21 protein-coding genes and 1 tRNA gene are annotated in these 16,873 nt (G+C 35.3%); 17 read left to right on the top strand and 5 right to left on the bottom strand.

Annotated elements, in window-relative coordinates; genetic code table 11:
• Positions 1-148 precede the first annotated feature (148 nt).
• From LAV82_RS18125 to LAV82_RS18105, 5 genes are all read left to right on the top strand, one after another.
• Positions 149-1,348: a phosphoglycerate dehydrogenase gene (locus LAV82_RS18125; RefSeq protein ID WP_013057119.1), complete on the top strand. Its 1,200-nt coding sequence runs from the start codon at positions 149-151 to the stop codon at positions 1,346-1,348.
• Between the two features lie 132 nt (positions 1,349-1,480).
• Positions 1,481-1,933 (top strand): hypothetical protein, encoded by a 453-nt coding sequence (locus LAV82_RS18120; protein ID WP_057236556.1) that lies wholly within the window; start codon positions 1,481-1,483, stop codon positions 1,931-1,933.
• A 19-nt stretch (positions 1,934-1,952) separates the two neighbouring features.
• Positions 1,953-2,174, top strand: coding sequence for a DUF6143 family protein (locus tag LAV82_RS18115; protein WP_499716655.1), 222 nt, complete (start codon positions 1,953-1,955; stop codon positions 2,172-2,174).
• A 559-nt stretch (positions 2,175-2,733) separates the two neighbouring features.
• Positions 2,734-2,862, top strand: a complete 129-nt coding sequence (locus LAV82_RS18110; RefSeq protein ID WP_255260860.1) for a hypothetical protein — start codon at positions 2,734-2,736, stop codon at positions 2,860-2,862.
• Between the two features lie 175 nt (positions 2,863-3,037).
• The gene (locus LAV82_RS18105; RefSeq protein ID WP_200970341.1) at positions 3,038-3,187 is read left to right on the top strand and encodes a hypothetical protein; all 150 of its coding nucleotides are present in this window, start codon (positions 3,038-3,040) and stop codon (positions 3,185-3,187) included.
• Positions 3,188-3,304: 117 nt separating this feature from the next.
• Here LAV82_RS18105 and LAV82_RS18100 read toward each other — a convergent pair.
• From LAV82_RS18100 to LAV82_RS18090, 3 genes are all read right to left on the bottom strand, one after another.
• Positions 3,305-3,376: transfer RNA gene (locus LAV82_RS18100), tRNA-Ala, on the bottom strand.
• Between the two features lie 106 nt (positions 3,377-3,482).
• A complete protein-coding gene (locus LAV82_RS18095) occupies positions 3,483-4,031 on the bottom strand; it encodes an HD domain-containing protein (RefSeq protein ID WP_499716654.1) in 549 nt (182 codons plus the stop codon).
• 172 nt (positions 4,032-4,203) lie between these two features.
• Positions 4,204-5,352: a site-specific integrase gene (locus LAV82_RS18090; protein WP_136789312.1), complete on the bottom strand. Its 1,149-nt coding sequence runs from the start codon at positions 5,350-5,352 to the stop codon at positions 4,204-4,206.
• Positions 5,353-5,534: 182 nt separating this feature from the next.
• On the opposite strand from LAV82_RS18090, the gene LAV82_RS18085 reads away from it, so the two are divergent.
• Positions 5,535-5,804 (top strand): hypothetical protein, encoded by a 270-nt coding sequence (locus tag LAV82_RS18085; RefSeq protein WP_499716653.1) that lies wholly within the window; start codon positions 5,535-5,537, stop codon positions 5,802-5,804.
• A gap of 226 nt (positions 5,805-6,030) precedes the next feature.
• Positions 6,031-6,174, top strand: coding sequence for a Fur-regulated basic protein FbpA (locus LAV82_RS18080; protein WP_080743117.1), 144 nt, complete (start codon positions 6,031-6,033; stop codon positions 6,172-6,174).
• A 180-nt stretch (positions 6,175-6,354) separates the two neighbouring features.
• Here the strand turns inward: LAV82_RS18080 and LAV82_RS18075 are convergent, their stop codons facing one another.
• A complete protein-coding gene (locus tag LAV82_RS18075; RefSeq protein ID WP_499716652.1) occupies positions 6,355-6,714 on the bottom strand; it encodes a hypothetical protein in 360 nt (119 codons plus the stop codon).
• 898 nt (positions 6,715-7,612) lie between these two features.
• Here LAV82_RS18075 and LAV82_RS18070 point away from each other — a divergent pair.
• From LAV82_RS18070 to LAV82_RS18055, 4 genes are all read left to right on the top strand, one after another.
• Positions 7,613-7,813: an XtrA/YqaO family protein gene (locus tag LAV82_RS18070; protein ID WP_499716651.1), complete on the top strand. Its 201-nt coding sequence runs from the start codon at positions 7,613-7,615 to the stop codon at positions 7,811-7,813.
• A complete protein-coding gene (locus LAV82_RS18065) occupies positions 7,810-8,934 on the top strand; it encodes a hypothetical protein (protein ID WP_499716650.1) in 1,125 nt (374 codons plus the stop codon). The genes LAV82_RS18070 and LAV82_RS18065 overlap by 4 nt, the downstream gene beginning before the upstream one ends.
• A 93-nt stretch (positions 8,935-9,027) precedes the next feature.
• On the top strand, positions 9,028-9,159 hold the full coding sequence (locus LAV82_RS18060) for a hypothetical protein (RefSeq protein ID WP_499716649.1): 132 nt from the start codon (positions 9,028-9,030) through the stop codon (positions 9,157-9,159).
• Positions 9,159-9,539, top strand: coding sequence for an ArpU family phage packaging/lysis transcriptional regulator (locus LAV82_RS18055; RefSeq protein ID WP_499716648.1), 381 nt, complete (start codon positions 9,159-9,161; stop codon positions 9,537-9,539). Before LAV82_RS18060 ends, LAV82_RS18055 begins: the two co-directional genes overlap by 1 nt.
• A gap of 429 nt (positions 9,540-9,968) precedes the next feature.
• On the opposite strand, the gene LAV82_RS18050 is transcribed toward LAV82_RS18055, so the two are convergent.
• Positions 9,969-10,889 (bottom strand): hypothetical protein, encoded by a 921-nt coding sequence (locus LAV82_RS18050; RefSeq protein ID WP_499716647.1) that lies wholly within the window; start codon positions 10,887-10,889, stop codon positions 9,969-9,971.
• Between the two features lie 153 nt (positions 10,890-11,042).
• Here LAV82_RS18050 and LAV82_RS18045 point away from each other — a divergent pair, with 153 nt between their 5' ends.
• The 6 genes from LAV82_RS18045 (at position 11,043) to LAV82_RS18020 (ending at position 16,845) form a co-directional block, all read left to right on the top strand.
• Positions 11,043-11,696, top strand: a complete 654-nt coding sequence (locus LAV82_RS18045; protein WP_499716646.1) for a hypothetical protein — start codon at positions 11,043-11,045, stop codon at positions 11,694-11,696.
• Positions 11,697-11,797: 101 nt separating this feature from the next.
• Entirely contained in the window at positions 11,798-12,436 is a 639-nt protein-coding gene (locus tag LAV82_RS18040) for a terminase small subunit (protein WP_499716645.1), read from the top strand.
• On the top strand, positions 12,417-13,895 hold the full coding sequence (gene terL, locus LAV82_RS18035) for a phage terminase large subunit (RefSeq protein WP_499716644.1): 1,479 nt from the start codon (positions 12,417-12,419) through the stop codon (positions 13,893-13,895). Before LAV82_RS18040 ends, terL begins: the two co-directional genes overlap by 20 nt.
• A 4-nt stretch (positions 13,896-13,899) precedes the next feature.
• Positions 13,900-15,234 carry a DUF1073 domain-containing protein gene (locus tag LAV82_RS18030; protein WP_499716643.1) on the top strand — a complete coding sequence of 445 codons (1,335 nt, stop codon included), beginning with the start codon at positions 13,900-13,902 and terminating at the stop codon, positions 15,232-15,234.
• Position 15,235: 1 nt separating this feature from the next.
• Positions 15,236-16,009 (top strand): minor capsid protein, encoded by a 774-nt coding sequence (locus tag LAV82_RS18025; protein ID WP_499716642.1) that lies wholly within the window; start codon positions 15,236-15,238, stop codon positions 16,007-16,009.
• Between the two features lie 71 nt (positions 16,010-16,080).
• Entirely contained in the window at positions 16,081-16,845 is a 765-nt protein-coding gene (locus LAV82_RS18020; protein WP_499716641.1) for an Ea47 family protein, read from the top strand.
• The last annotated feature ends 28 nt before the right edge of the window (positions 16,846-16,873 follow it).

The raw sequence follows: 16,873 nt of genomic DNA, 5'->3' as shown, positions 1-16,873 counted from the left end.
TACCTCTTTCTGTTTAGGGGGAGAGGATATAGAAGTTACCAGACATGTAGGCTGAAAAACCAGACTTTTAAAAAAATTAAAAACGAAGTTCCTTTATTCAAAGGTAAAAACATGTAAAACTACGATGATAATCAGAGGAGAGTACAAAATGAGCACATTAACATTGGAAAAAGTACAAACAATCAAAACATTAAACAACATTGCACAAAAAGGTCTAAATGTTTTTAATCAAGAAGGTTATCAAATTGACAATGACAGCGAAAACCCAGATGCGATTGTCGTGCGTAGCTTTAACATGCACAGCATGGCATTTGACCAAAATTTAAAAGCTATTGCACGAGCTGGAGCAGGGGTTAATAATATACCAGTGGACGCTTGCACGGAGCAAGGTATCGTTGTATTTAATACGCCAGGAGCTAATGCAAACGCAGTAAAAGAAATGGTTTTAACTACAATTATGGCTTCTTCTCGTAACTTATTTGCTGGAGTTGAATGGACAAAAGGATTAGACGGCCAAGGTGATCAAATTCCTAAGTTAGTTGAAGCAGGCAAAAAACAGTTTGTTGGAAAAGAAATCAAAGGTAAAACGTTAGGCGTTATTGGTTTAGGTGCAATTGGTGCTCTTGTAGCAAACGATGCGCTTGATTTAGATATGGACGTAATTGGTTTTGATCCATTCATTTCTGTTAATACAGCTTGGAATTTGTCTCGCAACGTACAGCGTGCAATGTCTCTAGAAGAACTATTTGCAGCATCTGACTATATTACGGTTCACGTTCCATTAACGGACGATACAAAAGGTGTTTTCAATAAAGAAACGTTTAGCATCATGAAACCAGATGTTCATATCTTGAACTTCTCACGCGGTGAGCTTGTAAACGAAGAAGATATGAAAGCTGCTCTTGAAAGTGGAAAAGTTGGCCGATACATTACAGATTTCCCAAATCAAAATGTCTTGAACATGAAAAATGTTGTGCCAATTCCTCATTTAGGGGCATCAACTCAAGAATCAGAAGAAAACTGCGCGGTAATGGCAGCACGTCAAGTGAAAAATTTCTTAGAAACAGGAAACGTTAAAAACTCAGTGAACTTCCCGAATGCATCTCTTCCTTACACTGGGAAAAAACGCGTAGCTGCTTTCCATCACAACGTGCCGAATATGGTAGGACAACTTACGCAAGTATTCTCAAACTACAATTTAAACATCGCAGATATGGTAAACAGAAGCCGCGGTGAATATGCGTATACAATGATCGATATTGACAATCAAGTAAGTGACGAGATTGTGCCTGAGCTAGAAGAAAAAATTGGTCAAATTGAAGGAATTATTACAAGTCGTATTATCTAATTTGGTTCCCATCATATTTTAGTGTTTCAGCCCTAACTTTTCTAAGTTAGGGCTGTTTTTACATGGTGTTTACCTCATATCATTTCCTTTATTCTCATAGCATATAGAAATACATTTAAAGAGGTGAACGTTTTGTCAGGAGAACTGATAGGAATTTTGATAGGGTCGCTCATCGCGCTGGCAGGAACATTCATTACGTCTGTCGTAGCTATAGTGATGTCGAAAGAGCAATACAAACAAGAGCTTCGCAAAGCATTTATCCAAAAGAAAGTTGATGCCTATACCCATGTGTGTCAAGTTATTCTAGCTATAAAAAATGATTTACTTACAAAAACCGTTTCTTCAGCCGGCTTAAACTGGACGGCTCAATCTATTAACAAACTAGCAGATGTGTGTATTACGGAAGGACTATGGATCGATGAAGAAGACAGCAAAAAGTTGGAGGTTCTGCAGAAGCAGCTTTCAAAGTTTGTATTTGATGAAATAGAACTGTCTAGACATGATATCCTCACAACCTGTTATAAAATTGTTGAATATTGTGAAAAAAAGGTAAGGATTCTTCATTTTATGACCACAAAAGAATAGGTGATTACTACTTTAAGAAGTGATAGTAGAAATATTAAAAAAGCATTGGAATATAAAATTACAAAACAATCCGTTTATATACCAGCAGCCGACGAGGACATTAGTAAGTGATGAAGACGGTAAATTTATCTTTTCAAACAACGGTTCCTACGTTATTTTTCTAGTTTCTCCGGGAAATAAAGAAATTAAAGGTGAAATTGCATATAGATGTTTTGAAAAAAAACGTAAGAAGGACTGTTAACTGAATAGGTCTTAGCGATTGTATGAGAAGTGTATGAGCTATTTCATATTTAGTACAGTTCTTAACAAACAGTAAGTGTTTATGAAAAGAACTTTGCAGCAGCATACAAAGTTCTTTTTTATAGCTTGCGTTTTTTCGTTCGATTGTAGATATAACCAAAGAAAAACAAAGCAAGCAAAAGTATAATTCCGACTAAACAAGCGATTTGAATGGTATTTAAGGATGTTGAGGACTCAAGGATTAAAGCGATAATACATAAAACTAAGCCACCTAGTACAATAGTAAATCGATTAACACTGTATAAAAAACGAATGCCGTATTTTTTATATAGCAGCAGGGAGGAAGCAAAAAGACGACTGTTATAGAACGAATGCCAAATACAGCTGATATACTAATCACCTCTTTGTAGAATGAAGTAACCTTTTTGTCCAGGTAAGGGTAAGCATCCTTAACATCTCACGTTAATGTCTAAATTCACATTATCTTAAGTTTCAATTCATACTGGCTTCATATAAATTAATCATACTGAATGTATTAATGAAAGATATGAGGTGGAATAATGCTAAACAAGCTTTTTAAACTATTTACACAAGAAACCGAGATATCTAAAGATAAAGAAGTAGATCTCCACGACGAGAGCGATTTTAACGAAGTTTGTGATGATCATTTCATTATAGATGAGTATTAGAAACCCTATAAAATGCTGCAAAATTTAAGGAATTGATTGAGTATATCTGTATAACCAGTAATTGCACAAGGGCCGTAAAGGTATACTTTTACGGCCGATTAATATTGATGAATTGCTTTTTACATGAAACAATGTGAAAAAAATGGGCATCCTAGAAGCAAAAGGAGGGGATAGAATGGGCAAAGAACCAAAGGATGAAACAAGTGAAGGGCTGAATCAGCTTTTTGAAATCATCAATGCAAAAGGCGACGAGGGCGAACTTAGAGAAATTGTCAGCAGAAGCAGTGAAAAGAATAATCATAAAAATCATGAGGATCAATCGTAAAAAGAAAATAAAAAACCTCTTCATGGAAATCATGAAGAGGTCAGATGAAATAGTATTGCAACCATTCCATCCTGCAGAGTTTTAAAGTATTTTAAACTCTTGATACGACTGGTTTTATGGAACTGATGGGATTCGAACCCACGACCCCTTGTCTGCCAGACAAGTATTCTCCCACTGAACTACAGTCCCGATTATGTAGAGCCTTTATTGCGTGTTGACTCTACTATATTTTAATACGTATGCCGCGCGTTCGCAATAGTTATTTTCAGTGTTTTCTAATTTCTTCATATGAATATTAACTTCTAAAAAAATTATTTACTTCTTGTTTGTACGTATAAAAAAAGCTTGGAATTTGGCTTGGTTCCAATCCTTTTGCAGCGTATTTGCTGATGGATTCGTAGTACCATTTCTGCTTTTCGAATCCTCTTTTAAAGCTATTCCAAATCGTATCTCCTTGCTGATCGTAGCTTTCTTTTAAAGACCTTAAATTGTCTAATTTATCTGCTACAATTAAAGATTTCACTTCAAGAGAACCAGTTTTCACAATTTGAATTGTATGCTGTTTACGTTCTTCCCAGCTTTTTGATTTGTTTTCTGTATGAGCTTCAACAATCCCCGCTACCTCTAAACCAAATCTTTGTACAATTTCTTCGAGTGTTACACTTGTATCTTCTACAACATCATGCAGATAAGCTGCTGCAATTACTTCTTCACTAAAACCCGCTTTTTCTAAAATATTACCTACGTTAATAGGGTGAACAATATAAGGTGTATCGGACAGCTTGCGCATTTGGCCGCTATGAGCGTGTTCTGCATATCTACGTGCTTCTTTTATTAAAGACATCATATTCCTCCACTTTTTTTTATACAGTATATCTTCATATTATTAGTATGAAGTACATACCTTTAATAATTTTGAAATAACAACGTTTTTTAGTTGTTTTTTTTAATGTTGACCACATTTTGACCACATTTATTAGAAGTTGGTAAACGGCGGGGAAGTAACCAATTGCCGCTTAGCTATGTTCTTGCATGTATTCACTGAATTTCTTAGAAGCATTATTTTTCATTTTATTTGTTACGTGAGCATAAATATCTCCAGTCATTTTAATACTAGAGTGTCCTAGACGTTCTTGAACTTCTTTTAGACTTACACCAGCTTCTAATAATAAAGTAGCATGGGTATGACGCAAATCATGAAAACGGAGTTTAGGAACACCCGATTTTTTGATAATACGATTAAAGATTTTGGCCAGTGTTGCAGAGTTTATGGGTTGTCCATTCTTACGGCTAAAAATGAGATTTTCAGCACTATATTGAGGTCCATATAGCAATTTAAGTTCGTTCTGTCTTTTTTTATTTTGCATTAATATATGCAATGTTTCATCATCAAGTTTAATTATACGATTAGATGACTCTGTTTTGAGAGAGCCATAGGAATAAGTTCCTCTAAGGTAGGTTTGATTCCGTTGAACATGAAGGGTACCATCCTTAAGATCAACATCTTCCCATTTTAACCCTAATACTTCTCCTCGTCTTATTCCAGTATAAACACAAACAAAAAATAATGCGAAGTAGTGTAGATCCTCATCCTTTGCAAATTGTAAAAAACGATGAATTTCCTCTCTTTTCCATACTGTGTACTTACGCTTTCTCTCTTTAGGTAGATCAACTTTGCGTAAGGGATTCTTTAGAATTAAATCCCAATCAATTGCTTTTTCTAGGGAGGTATTCAAAACATTATAAATATATTTGATATATCTCTCTGAAAGTTCTTGATCTAAAAGGTGATTGAAAAATTTTTGACATACAGTTCCGTTTAAATCCCTTAGTGCTAGGTGACCTAAAATGGGGAGTATACGAAAGTTAATCACATTTTGATAGTGGTCAAAGGTAGTATCTTTAACTTTGCGTTTAGCAGCCATTTCAAGCCATTTAGGTAGATACTGATTTAGAGTCATTTTGTTATCTATAATGTTTAATCCGTTTTCTAATTGTGTTGATAATTCTTTTGCTGCATTTTCTGCTTCTTTTTTAGTAGCAAATCCTCTTCTCGTCGTTTGCTTACGTTTGCCGGTTAATGGATCAACACCAGTTTCAATAGTAAACGACCATGTATAACCTGATTTTGCTTTTTTAGATGGAACTTTACGAAAATAAGCCATAGAATTAAAGCCTCCTTAAAAAATATATTTAGAAATTGCATTATTAAACAACCACAGTTAGCTTTAGCTATAACATAAAAATCACCTCCACTGATTTGCTTGATGATATTAAAAAGACTTTCAGTGATGACAGCAAGGTTAAGACGTCGGATCTGATTGAAACCATTAAAAATGTAGATATTTTGGCTTTAGATGATATTGGGGTTGAAAAAGTAACAAGTTTCGTAGAAGAGAAGTTTTCTGGCATTATGGATTATCGCTTAACAAATAAAAAGGTAACTCTGTTTACATCCAACCTTTCAATTGATGATCTAGATATCAAATACAAAGAAGGTCGTGTGAGTAGCCGTATTGAAAAGATGGCGTTTCCTATCTATATGCCAGATGAAAAGATACGAAGCTATTTAGCTCAGCAGGAAAACGAAGATTTGCAGTCACTTTTATATAGATAAAAGGGGGATTCATAGTGTGTGAATTATGTAATGGGAGAACGAAGGTTGACCTATTATCGGTCAGTATGATGGAGGTTCAACTTTGCTCACACTGCATCCAAGAGGGGGCAGATGACATTAATTATTTCAATATTTCGATGAATTTATTTGAACAACGTATCACAGCTTTTGAACAACAACAAGAAATCTTACATAAACGAGCTGGATAACGGATGGGAGGTACTAAATGGAGCTTAGAAAGCGCGTAGAGGAAAAAAGAAAGAGTTTAATCAACGCTCTTATTCAAAAAAATGTCTATAAAGATTCGAACGAACGGCAGCTTTACGAACTTACTTTAACTGAACTTGAGGATTTATATAGACGCGTATAGGAAAGTGACTTATTTGTGTTAGAGGTAGGAATGAAAATAGATGTGTTCAGTCAATTCATGAGGGGTTAAAAAGCAAGTAGAGAACGTGAAAGAGGATATGTTTGAGGCTTTGAAGTCGGTTAAACCAATAAAATAAAAAGATAGCTCTTATTAAATAAAAAGAGCTATCCATAAAATAAATTATTGTTTTTTGAGAGTGTTAAAATAATCTTCCATTTCTTGTGAAGATGAGGCTGCTTTGTAATAAAAGGTATTGTCCCCATACGTTAGCTCAAATTCAGGCCAAGGAATAGCCTCATATACTTCACACATGAAATTTCTAGAACCAGCTAATTTAAATTTAGCTCTATCAGGTTGGATGGCAGCTATATAAGCTAGTCCACTTTTACGACTAAAAGTTTGGAAAACAGAATATTTCTCTTGAGTTCCTAAGACAGCTAAGTTGGCAGGATAGTAGACAACATCATTACAAGGTGTGGGTAAAGCAATTAAGTCTTTAACTAAAGCAGATGGAGTTAGACCTTCCGTGACTATTACCATTATCATCACCTCTTCTATATTGGATAGACTAATTATTACTCAAAATGGAGAGTTTTACAAACTAAATAATTAATTTGTAAGGATTTTAATAAAAGGAGAGAACTTAATGTACCCTTTTAGTAGAAATAAAAAAGACGCTCGGTCGGGAGCGTCGGATGGGTAAAAATAAAGTTTACCATAAACGTCAGGAAAGTGGATATTTAATAACAAAAGGTGCGGACAAACCTTTGTTATAAGTTAGTAATTGTAATATATATTAAACCTACTACAATATATAAAACCATGAAACTTATAAAACATCCAAATGATCGTTTATTCTTAGTTCGTTTATTCATTATGTTACTCCTTGTGCTATGTACTAGGAATTACATTATATATGAATTTATGAAATGATTGCAAAAAAACGAAAAAATATCCTATAGAGAGTATTTTTTCATGAGAAAAGGTATTCTATGAACCTTATGGTGATTGTCCATCATCTGGAACATAAAAAGGGCCCAGCTAAGAGCGTCAAGTGGTGAATAAACGGATTCTATAGAATGTATTATTAACATCAAAAGTTTAGAACGCAAAAAAGAGATGCTCGATTAAAAGCATCTGAAGATGAATTACATGGATTACTAATATATTGTGAGTATACAAAGATGCCCTTTGAAGAGCACCAATCTTATATGAATTCCGATCATCTATTTATGGTCATTCAAGGAATATACGCTACACGTAATTAGTATATGTAGCACTCAACATAACAATAAAAAAGACGCTCTGCCAGGAGCGTCCGTGTGATAAAAAAGAACCTTCTAAGAGGTATTTTCATTATACACTAGGTGAAACGAAAAAAGACCAGAACTTCGTCTGATCATGCCTAATAACATTATACCATATGGGGGAATTTTTGGTGAAATTACAAGAAATTAAAATAAATGTCGATACAATGAAATTTGAAGTTGATATAATGGAGCAAAAAGGAAGTTTTGCCATTGTAGTATGCGACGGTAAAGCGAAATTAACGGAGTTACCCCATCATGGTGAGACAAAAATTATTACTCATCAAGGAAAGGTGAAACGCGTTAAGTTTGATGAGGGGGAAGATTTTTGACGTTTGTTATAAGTTTAATAGCAGCTTATTTTATAATTTCAATTTTTGGAGTGGCAATATTGAAATTAATTGAAGTTATCCTTAATGAATTTAAGGATAGTTTCTTTAAGACCATGGCAGATTATCAGGAAAATTGTATAAAAAATGATAACAAGCCTAAACTTGTTCAAAGTATTCGATTTGAACTTTTATTAGAAAATATATTCCTTTTTATAATACCTTATTTCCCTGATGTTTCTAGAAATCCATTAGAGGAGGATATGGGATTACTAATAAGAAAGAGGAATATATTTCGAAATACAGTAGAGTATTTTCTTTATAGGTTATCGCCATTTAGACTTATTAATTTTATGATTATAATTTTATTATTGGAGTTAAATGGTATCAGCGTGATAGAGTATTTGAAAATAGTGTATACATGGGTAATTGAACACCTTACAACTTTAAAAAGTTTACTTTTAATCGTTCCAGCATCCATTGCGTTATTACTAATTCTTATGTCATATTTCTTTACTAGTCGAAAAGGTTTATTAGCAAGAGCAAAGAATAAAATTAACTTAGAGGACTTTGAAACGATAGTGAGATTTCATAAGAAAAATAGAATGCTTTTATCTGAGATTACTTTAGAAGGTTATAGAAATATTAATTGGGTTTTTCATTACAGAAAGAAATTAATAAGAACATTTAAACAGGAAGAAACTGATAAATTTAATGATACTTGCAATAGGTTATATAATTCTTTAGAGGAAATACCTAAAATTGCAGAATTAGATGCTTTTGTATCAGAAAATGATAAATACAAGGATTTATATCCGTTTATTTTTATGGGGGTAAAACATCCATCTTTTTATAAATTACACTCAATGTATAGTAATATAAGTAATCCGAAATCTAGGTTGAATAAACTGAATAGAACTTTTTGTACTAAGGAGGCTGTAAAGAACCAAATTGATTTTTTAGTTAAATACAAACAGTTTGAAGAAGGAATTAATAAACAGCTCATTCATACATTAAAGAACGCTATAATCATCGAAAAATATCTCGATAAGATTCATCCACAATTCAGAAAGAATAATTCATTATTCTTCATAATAGCCTTCATTACTAATAAAGATAAATAGTTCTACCAGCTCACTGGAGGACACTAATCTTTACACAGAATACCTGTGTTTTGATTAGTGTCCTCTTTTCTATGTTATAAGGGGGTCATTACAGTGAAAGTTAAAGTAAAGAATAATTACTGCAAGCGTTGTGTATGGCAGCAAAACGGTTTATGTATGTTCCAACGTTGTGTAAAAGAATATGGATTTGTAGCAGACAAGCCAGTTAAAAAGGAGGCTAAATGATGGTAGCTGAGCAATTAACCTTACTTGAACCGGTAGATGAAAAATTAGTGAGGAAGATCGTAATTAAAGAATTAAAAGGATATAGGGCCTTAAAGGTCCAGGTGGAAAATAAAGAAGAATGTGAACGTGCAGGTCTAGAATTGTTCCCATCTATTCGTAATTCCCACCGCATTAATGAATTAAAAGTTAAACAAATTGATAGGGCATTAAAAAACAGCCTGGATCAAGAAGAGCTCTTAATCATCGAAAAGGCATATCTTACATCAAAACGAACGAAAGACATTGAAATTTATCTTGCAATTGGAGTGAAAAAGGATACGTATTATGCAATGAGAAATAGAGCATTGAATCGTATAGCTACAGCACTTGGGATAATCTAAGTGCTGTTTCTTTTGCAGAAAAAGCACCGAAAAAAACCAGAAAAAAGAGGGACAAAATAGGGGACTATTTATTTTTCCATGACAAGTAAGATTTTCTTATAAGCAATATCGCTTATGGGAAACGTACCAGTCCCTTATAACGGGTATACTCGGGTGTATCGAATGACTATGAAGGTTGCCGGCTGAAATTACGGGGGAACAACTGGAGTCTAGCTGTATTGCGTACGATAGCCACGGGGTAGTGAAGTGTGAAAGTCCTTCACGAAACTACTGTCTGTCGTTCTATGTACAGCAACCGTTACTGCAATCCTGGCCGCCTCCCGGGTGATTGATAAAGGACGGGTTTAATTTAATTAAGCAATTAGCATAGGGTGGTGTTAAACAATTTAATAAAAATTAAAATGACGCTGAATAATTCAGCGTCATTTTTCATTGATCATTATCGTTTTCCAAATTAGAAGCTAATTGTTCTAGAAGTCCTTGGGCTTGACCTAAAAGTTCTGTCTTAGGAGGCTCAGGAAAAGATTCGCTTACTTCTTGAGGCGCCTCCAATGATGGATGAAACTGAGCACCTTCATTAATTAATTGGGAGAAGGTTTTCACAGAATGCTTGATATCATTTAACGCTTCAGGGTTAATTTCTTTTTCCCCTTTAAGGCGTTGAGTTTCTGCTTCCACAATAGCATCCAATTGAACATCGACTGCTGCTTGAAGATCTTTTAAGGTTTCTTCTTTAATTTTTAACATACTAAGGTGGGTCTTCGATGCTTCTAGTTGATAAGTTTGCTCTTTTACTGACATTGCTGTTTTGATTATTTCGCCTAAAAACTTAATAGCAGCACCTGAAGTTATAGCAATATCAACCCACATAGAACCTGTGTCGAAGCTTTGTAAATGATAATTAGCTTTAATCTCATCATTCATTAAACCAGTTTTAAGGGCTTGGTTTAAATTTTTGAAAAAAATACTTAGATCATTTAAATCATTGTACTCAGGTAGCTTGACGCTAACAATATCATCTTTGTGTTCGGAAATAGAATTTGCTATAAGCGCTTGAAAGCCTTCTGTTTTTTCTTTAGCTGTACGAATGATATTTTTAATCTCAAAATGGGTTGTCTTGTCTAATATCATTTGGTCATCTTTAGATTTAGAATAGTATACTGTATCAAACTGTTTTAAACGCTCAATATCAGGATTTAAAAATCCTAAGACAGATAATTGGTTAATAGCGTTTATGGCTTTTTCTAATCCAATCACTCTATAGCTATTACCACTATTAAGTTGCTGTTCTTGATAAGAAATTTTGTCACTGTATTTAGCTAATAAGAATTTTATTTCTCTTAATCTCAAAGAAGCTACCCCCCTATATTTAAAAATGCTCAATTATTACTATATATCCATAAAATACAAACAGCAAGAAATAAAAATAAAGAACTATGATTTTGAGAAAATATGTTAAATGTAACCTTCGTCTTATATAATTGGGACAGGGAGGATAAGTAAATGACAATTGTACAATTCATTAAAGATTATGGATCTACTTTTGGGGTAGCCAGCGCGTTGGTAGTCTATGGTTTAGGACGATACAGTGCTTCTAAAGACAGAAAAAGAAATCATCGTAGTTATTTAAAAGCTGAAACTATAATTACTAATTATAACCTAAAGAGCACTTCAGCAAAGGAAGGATCAAGGCTAATTATTACTGAGCAGTATAATTTATTGAAAGAAAAAATAAAAGAACTCAAGCTGGATGAAAATGATCTTAATGACTCCAAGTTTAACTATACTCAATTAAAAAATTTAGGTCCGGGTTTAGTCATTGGTGCGTCTGTAGAATTACATATAAGTTCAGATAAAAAGTCTTGGGTTATAGAAGCTACCTTACCAATAATGGAAGTTGGTGATGAAATTTATATATCTACAGATCCTGTAGAAATTATTGGGGAACCCTACTCAATTGACAAAACAATAGTAATCTATAAAACTCAGCAAGATGAAACTTTAAAGTATGTTCTTGAAATTACTAAGAAGAACTCCTTAACCAAGAAACATATCACAGAATCTTATTATCTAAAGTTACCATTTATAAAAGTATTCCGTAGAATTAATCGTTCAAAGTTTCAAGAAAGAAGCTGGATTTATTTTAAAAGAGATTAGCACCTATTTGGGTGCTTTTTTATTTGCAGCGATTAAGTTCACTTTATAGTTAACCCATAAGAGTGAACCAAAGTTGAACTAATGGAGGCGGTGGTGATGTAGTGAAACTTACACCTAAACAAAAACGATTTGTGGAAGAGTATTTAGTTGACCTAAACGCTACTCAAGCTGCTATACGTGCTGGGTACAGTGAAAAGACTGCTGAAGCTATCGGACATGAGAACCTAAGAAAACCTAAGATAAAAATGTTTATTGATGAAGCATTGAAGACGCGTGCTCATCGTGCTGAAATTAGCGCAGATAAGGTTTTGCAAGAATTAGCAGCTATAGCATTTGCAAACGCAACAGACGTTGTGAATGTCAAAGATGTAGAATACATCAGCAGTTATAAATGGATGCTTGATGGTGAAGAAGTAGAACGTAATGATTATACTCCAAGCAGTGAAGAATATGAACGTATGGAACGTGTTCCTGTTATGGAAATTCGCCAAAGTGTTTTTATCAAAGAAACAGAAGCCCTAAATGCTTTTCAAAAGAAAGCAATCTCAGGAATGAAAGAAACAAAGTATGGTATCGAGATTAAGTTCCACGATAAGGTGCGTGCAATTGAACTACTAGGCAAACATCTAGGTCTGTTCACTGATAAGGTGGAGCATAGTGGCACTGTTACAAATCACAACATTGATATGTCTGCTCTAGGCATTGAGGAGCTGAAGAAACTTGCTAAACTTGACGAGTGAACAACGAGAAATAATTGCTACAGCTGCTCAACAAGAGTTAGCAAGACGGTCATTAGAAGGCTTTCTTCTTTACGATGGACGTGGAATGTGGAAAACAGCCAAACATCTTAAAATGCTGATATTTGAGCTCGAAAAGGTAGAGCGAAATGTAAAAAAAGGCAAAGGCGATAGGTTGCTAATCTTTATGCCTCCCCGTCATGGTAAAAGTGAGGTTAGTACAAAGAAGTTTCCAGCATGGGTATTAATGAGGAATCCTACATGGGAAATGATTATATCCAGTTATTCAGCTGATCTTGCTTTCGACTTCAGCAAAATAGCCCGTGACACTTTTAAAGAACACGCTCAAACTCTATATGATGTAAATGTCTCAAGAGAAAGTGGAGCTGTTGGTAGATGGGGAATTGAAGGCTATAGAGGAGGGCTTGCTGCTGCTGGTGTAGGAGGACCACTGACAGGCCGTGGAGCACACATAGCTATCATCGACGACCCATTTAAAAACTGGCAAGAAGCCGATTCATTAAAGATTCGTGAAAATGTAGATAGCTGGTACCGTTCAACTTTGCGTACACGTTTAGCGCCAGGTGGGGCGGTTATTTTAATTATGACACGTTGGCATGATGACGACTTAGCTGGCCGTTTAATTAAGGATATGGAATCAGATGGGGAGAAGTGGCGAGTTCTTTCTTTACCTGCTATTGCAGAGGATGAAGATGACGCATTAGGACGGAAAATTGGAGCAACATTGTGGCCAGAACGTTTTCCTGAACAAGAGTATCACAACACAAAGAAAGCGTTAGGGTCTCGTTTGTGGAACGCAATGTATCAGCAACGTCCATCTCCTGCAGGCGGTAACATTTTCAAGCGTCATTGGTGGGGATTTTATGTACCTACTGAGGAAATAAGGGCTAAATTAAAGCTTCCTAAAGAAGTAGCTGTCCTCCCCAAATTGCTAGATAAACAGGTTCAGTCATGGGATTGTACCTTTAAAGATAGCAGCGCTTCTGACTTTGTTGTTGGGCAAGTATGGGGGAAGCGACAAGCTAACTCTTATCTACTTGATCAAATACGTGATCGTTTAAATCTGCCTGAAACAATGAAGGCTATTCGTAACATGACAGCAAAATGGCCGAATGCTAAAGCAAAATACGTCGAGGATAAGGCGAATGGTCCTGCTGTTATTCAAATGCTACAGGATGAAATAAGTGGTTTAATTCCTGTTAATCCGGAGGGTGGAAAAGAAGTACGTGCCAATGCCGTTTCTCCTGAAGTAGAATCCGGTAACGTATACCTGCCACATCCGTCCTATGCACCTTGGGTTAATGAGCTTATTGATGAAGCAACAGCATTTCCAAATGGTAAGCATGATGATATGGTCGATAGTTTAACGCAAGCATTAGTTAAATTACAGGCATCTAAGGGTAATCCTTTAGACCGCTATAAGAAATTAATGGGGAGGTGATTGAGTGAGTGTAATTAAGCAAGCAAAGCAGTTTCGTAATGATTTCATGCAAGCACCTGGCAAGGGAAATAGCAGGGATGCATTAACCCGACAAACGCCAGGACTAAGACGTGTATTAACTAACCAAGATTTAACCCGTTTATATGCGGATAATCGTATTATTCAAAATGTCATTGATATCCCTGCAGAAGATATGACACGCAGCTGGTTCACTTTACGAATGAAGGATGAGAAGTTGCAACGCGATATTATGAGTAAGCTTGCTGATCTTAATGCTAAGGAAGCTTTTAAAAAGATGCGTTCATACGAGCGATTACGTGGCGATGGCTTTATCTCTTTAGGTGTTACCCAAAAGAATAAGTTTGAACTAAGTGACCCTCTAAGAGAAAAAGAACTAATGCATATTGATTATATCCATGCATTCAGTGGGATGAAAGTGTATGAGTTCTTGTTGAATGAAGATATGTTCCATCCTAAGTATGGTCAAGTAGAATCATTCCAATTAAACCGCCGTTCTCGTGTTGGTCAAGAGATTGCAGGACCTACTCAAGATCGTGTACACGCTTCTCGTGTTATTCATGATCAAACAAGAAGGTTAGAAGATGAATACAGAGGACAGCCATTATTGGAACCGTTATATGACATTATCACAGTTCTTGATACGTCCCTTTGGTCAGTTGGTCAGATGCTGTATGATTTTACTTTTAAGGTCTATAAATCAGCTGATATTGAAGGTATGGGAAAGGAAGATAAACGAGAATTAAGTATGCTTATGGACTTTATGTTTCGCACAGAGGCTCTTGCTCTTATTGGCAAGGATGAAGAGCTCACAAAAGAAGGCACAGTCACCACAGGTATTAAGGATTTACTTGATTATGTGTGGGATATGCTTGCAGGCGCAGCACGAATGCCTAAGACGGTTATTAAAGGACAGGAAGCAGGGACTATTGCTGGTGCTCAGTACGATGTTATGAACTATTATTCTCGTATTGCTGCACAACAAGAGAATGAATTAAAGCCTCACATTGAGCGTCTTATTCGTTTGCTGTTGCTATGTTCTGATGAATTAGGTGGCACAATTAACCCTGACTCAGTGGAATGGGAGATTAAGTTTAACCCATTATGGAATGTTGACTCAAAAACAGACGCTGAGATTCGCAAATTAACTGCTGAAACAGACAATATTTATATTGTTAATGGTGTTCATACGTCTGATGAGGTGAGAGAAGCACGCTTTGGACAATTCGGTTTAACGAATGAAACTAAGTACAGTGGTGACGATGCTGATTGGGAACGAATGGCTAAAGAAGTTTACACAGCTTATAAGGAGAGTCAGTGATATGGCTAGGATAATTCCTCCTACACGTTTCCCTGACAGCGTAGCAGTCTCATACAGTCGTTCTATTAACAAACTAATATCTGAGTTAGAAAAAGTCACTTTAAACGTCTATGACGAGCAAATAACGCCTCAGATTAGGTTGGGAAAGAGTAGGGATGACGGTTCATCCTATAAGTCAGACGCTCCACTTGACGTTATTCAACGAGCTGTAGACGTAATCAAAGGGTTGTCACTAGGTATTTTTAATTCGAGTGTAGTTCAGGAAACAGCCAGTAAGTTTGTTAACTCTCTGAACTTATTCAATAAGAATAATATTAGCAACCAAGGCAAGGTGAAGGGAATTGACCCCACCGTTAGTGAGCCTTGGTTAGAGTCATTTATGAAAACATCAATAAGCGAGAATGCCAGCTACATTACTAATATTAAAGATGGGTACCTGGCTAATATTGAAAGTATCATTTATCAGGGTGTGAAGAATGGCAGTAGCGCAAAAAAGGTGAGAGATCAGCTGGTTGAACGCGTGGGAATGTCTAGGAAACGGGCTGAATTTATTGCTGTTGATCAAACAGGTTCTATACTCGGTCAAATGACTGCAAAACGTCATAAGCAAATGGGTGTATCGAAGTTCAAATGGCTAACATCCAATGACGAAAAGGTACGAAAAACACACAGGGATTTGAGTAATAAAGTCTTCTCTTATACAGATCCACCAAATGTAGGTTTACCTGGTGGGGATTATCGCTGTAGATGCGTTGCCATTCCAATTTTTGAGTGAATTGGAAATAAAAAAATGATAATATTAATGAGATATTTATAAAAACTAACAAAGAAAGTAGTGTAAGTAGCATGTCTCAATTCCCTATTAATATTATTGCAAGTGCTTATGATAGATTAGAAGAAGCACACTGGAATATTCACCAAATGGAGCAACATTATCACGAGTCAGAGCCTTTCAGATATTCTTTAAATTCGTTTTTAAGAGTAATTAAAGAGGTTCCGCAGATTTTACAGATGGAGCTCCAAAATAAAGAAGGTTTTACTAAATGGTACAAAGAAAGAAGACAAGTAACAAATAATGATCCATTGATATCTTATTTGTTTAAAGCTCGAGATATAGTAGTTCACAAATCAATGTTAAAACCTAAAAGTAGTGCTTATTTGGGTATAACAGAAGGAAGAAATGGTTTAAAGCTAGGTATGGGTATGAAGTTAGATCCCTTCGAAGATAGCGATATTTTGTTATTGAAGTTTCTATTTTTAACTGCAAAGGATCAAGAGGTTGTGGATGTATTTGGAATATTAGGGGATGATGAAGAGTCGTGGCCATGTATTGAACGTCACTGGGGATTAGACCCATATGAAGAAGGGATTTTAGAACTAGCTGTTCAAGCATGGGAACAAATAGCCTCGCTAGTTTCGGATACTGTAGAATGGTTAGGGGAAGATCCTTCAAAGCTACATCTTTCTCTTAATTGTATGCATAGTACTTCAGCTGTTGCTATATCTCATTATAATAGGAAATGGATAGAGATACTAGAAAGAGAGATAAAGACAGGAGCAGAGTTTTATGACATAAGACGTAGGCTGTACCAGTTAAAACATGGTATGTAATAATCTTTCACTTGCTTAGAGACTGAGA

It is taken from the genome of Bacillus sp. ILBB4, from assembly GCF_035064545.1.
Classification (GTDB): Bacteria; Bacillota; Bacilli; order Bacillales; family Bacillaceae_H; genus Priestia.
Note: the sequence above shows the minus strand (reverse complement) of the source record. Positions and strands in the feature narration are given on the sequence as shown.

Bases quoted from the DNA above. Each gene is read 5' to 3' on its own strand.
- LAV82_RS18020 (WP_499716641.1), top strand. From the start codon at position 16,081: ATGTCTCAATTCCCTATTAATATTATTGCAAGTGCTTATGATAGATTA.
- LAV82_RS18045 (WP_499716646.1), top strand. From the start codon at position 11,043: ATGACAATTGTACAATTCATTAAAGATTATGGATCTACTTTTGGGGTA.
- LAV82_RS18095 (WP_499716654.1), bottom strand. From the start codon at position 4,031: ATGTCTTTAATAAAAGAAGCACGTAGATATGCAGAACACGCTCATAGC.
- LAV82_RS18080 (WP_080743117.1), top strand. From the start codon at position 6,031: ATGGAGCTTAGAAAGCGCGTAGAGGAAAAAAGAAAGAGTTTAATCAAC.
- LAV82_RS18055 (WP_499716648.1), top strand. From the start codon at position 9,159: ATGGTAGCTGAGCAATTAACCTTACTTGAACCGGTAGATGAAAAATTA.
- LAV82_RS18125 (WP_013057119.1), top strand. From the start codon at position 149: ATGAGCACATTAACATTGGAAAAAGTACAAACAATCAAAACATTAAAC.
- LAV82_RS18090 (WP_136789312.1), bottom strand. From the start codon at position 5,352: ATGGCTTATTTTCGTAAAGTTCCATCTAAAAAAGCAAAATCAGGTTAT.
- LAV82_RS18025 (WP_499716642.1), top strand. From the start codon at position 15,236: ATGGCTAGGATAATTCCTCCTACACGTTTCCCTGACAGCGTAGCAGTC.
- LAV82_RS18105 (WP_200970341.1), top strand. From the start codon at position 3,038: ATGGGCAAAGAACCAAAGGATGAAACAAGTGAAGGGCTGAATCAGCTT.
- LAV82_RS18110 (WP_255260860.1), top strand. From the start codon at position 2,734: ATGCTAAACAAGCTTTTTAAACTATTTACACAAGAAACCGAGATATCT.
- LAV82_RS18075 (WP_499716652.1), bottom strand. From the start codon at position 6,714: ATGGTAATAGTCACGGAAGGTCTAACTCCATCTGCTTTAGTTAAAGAC.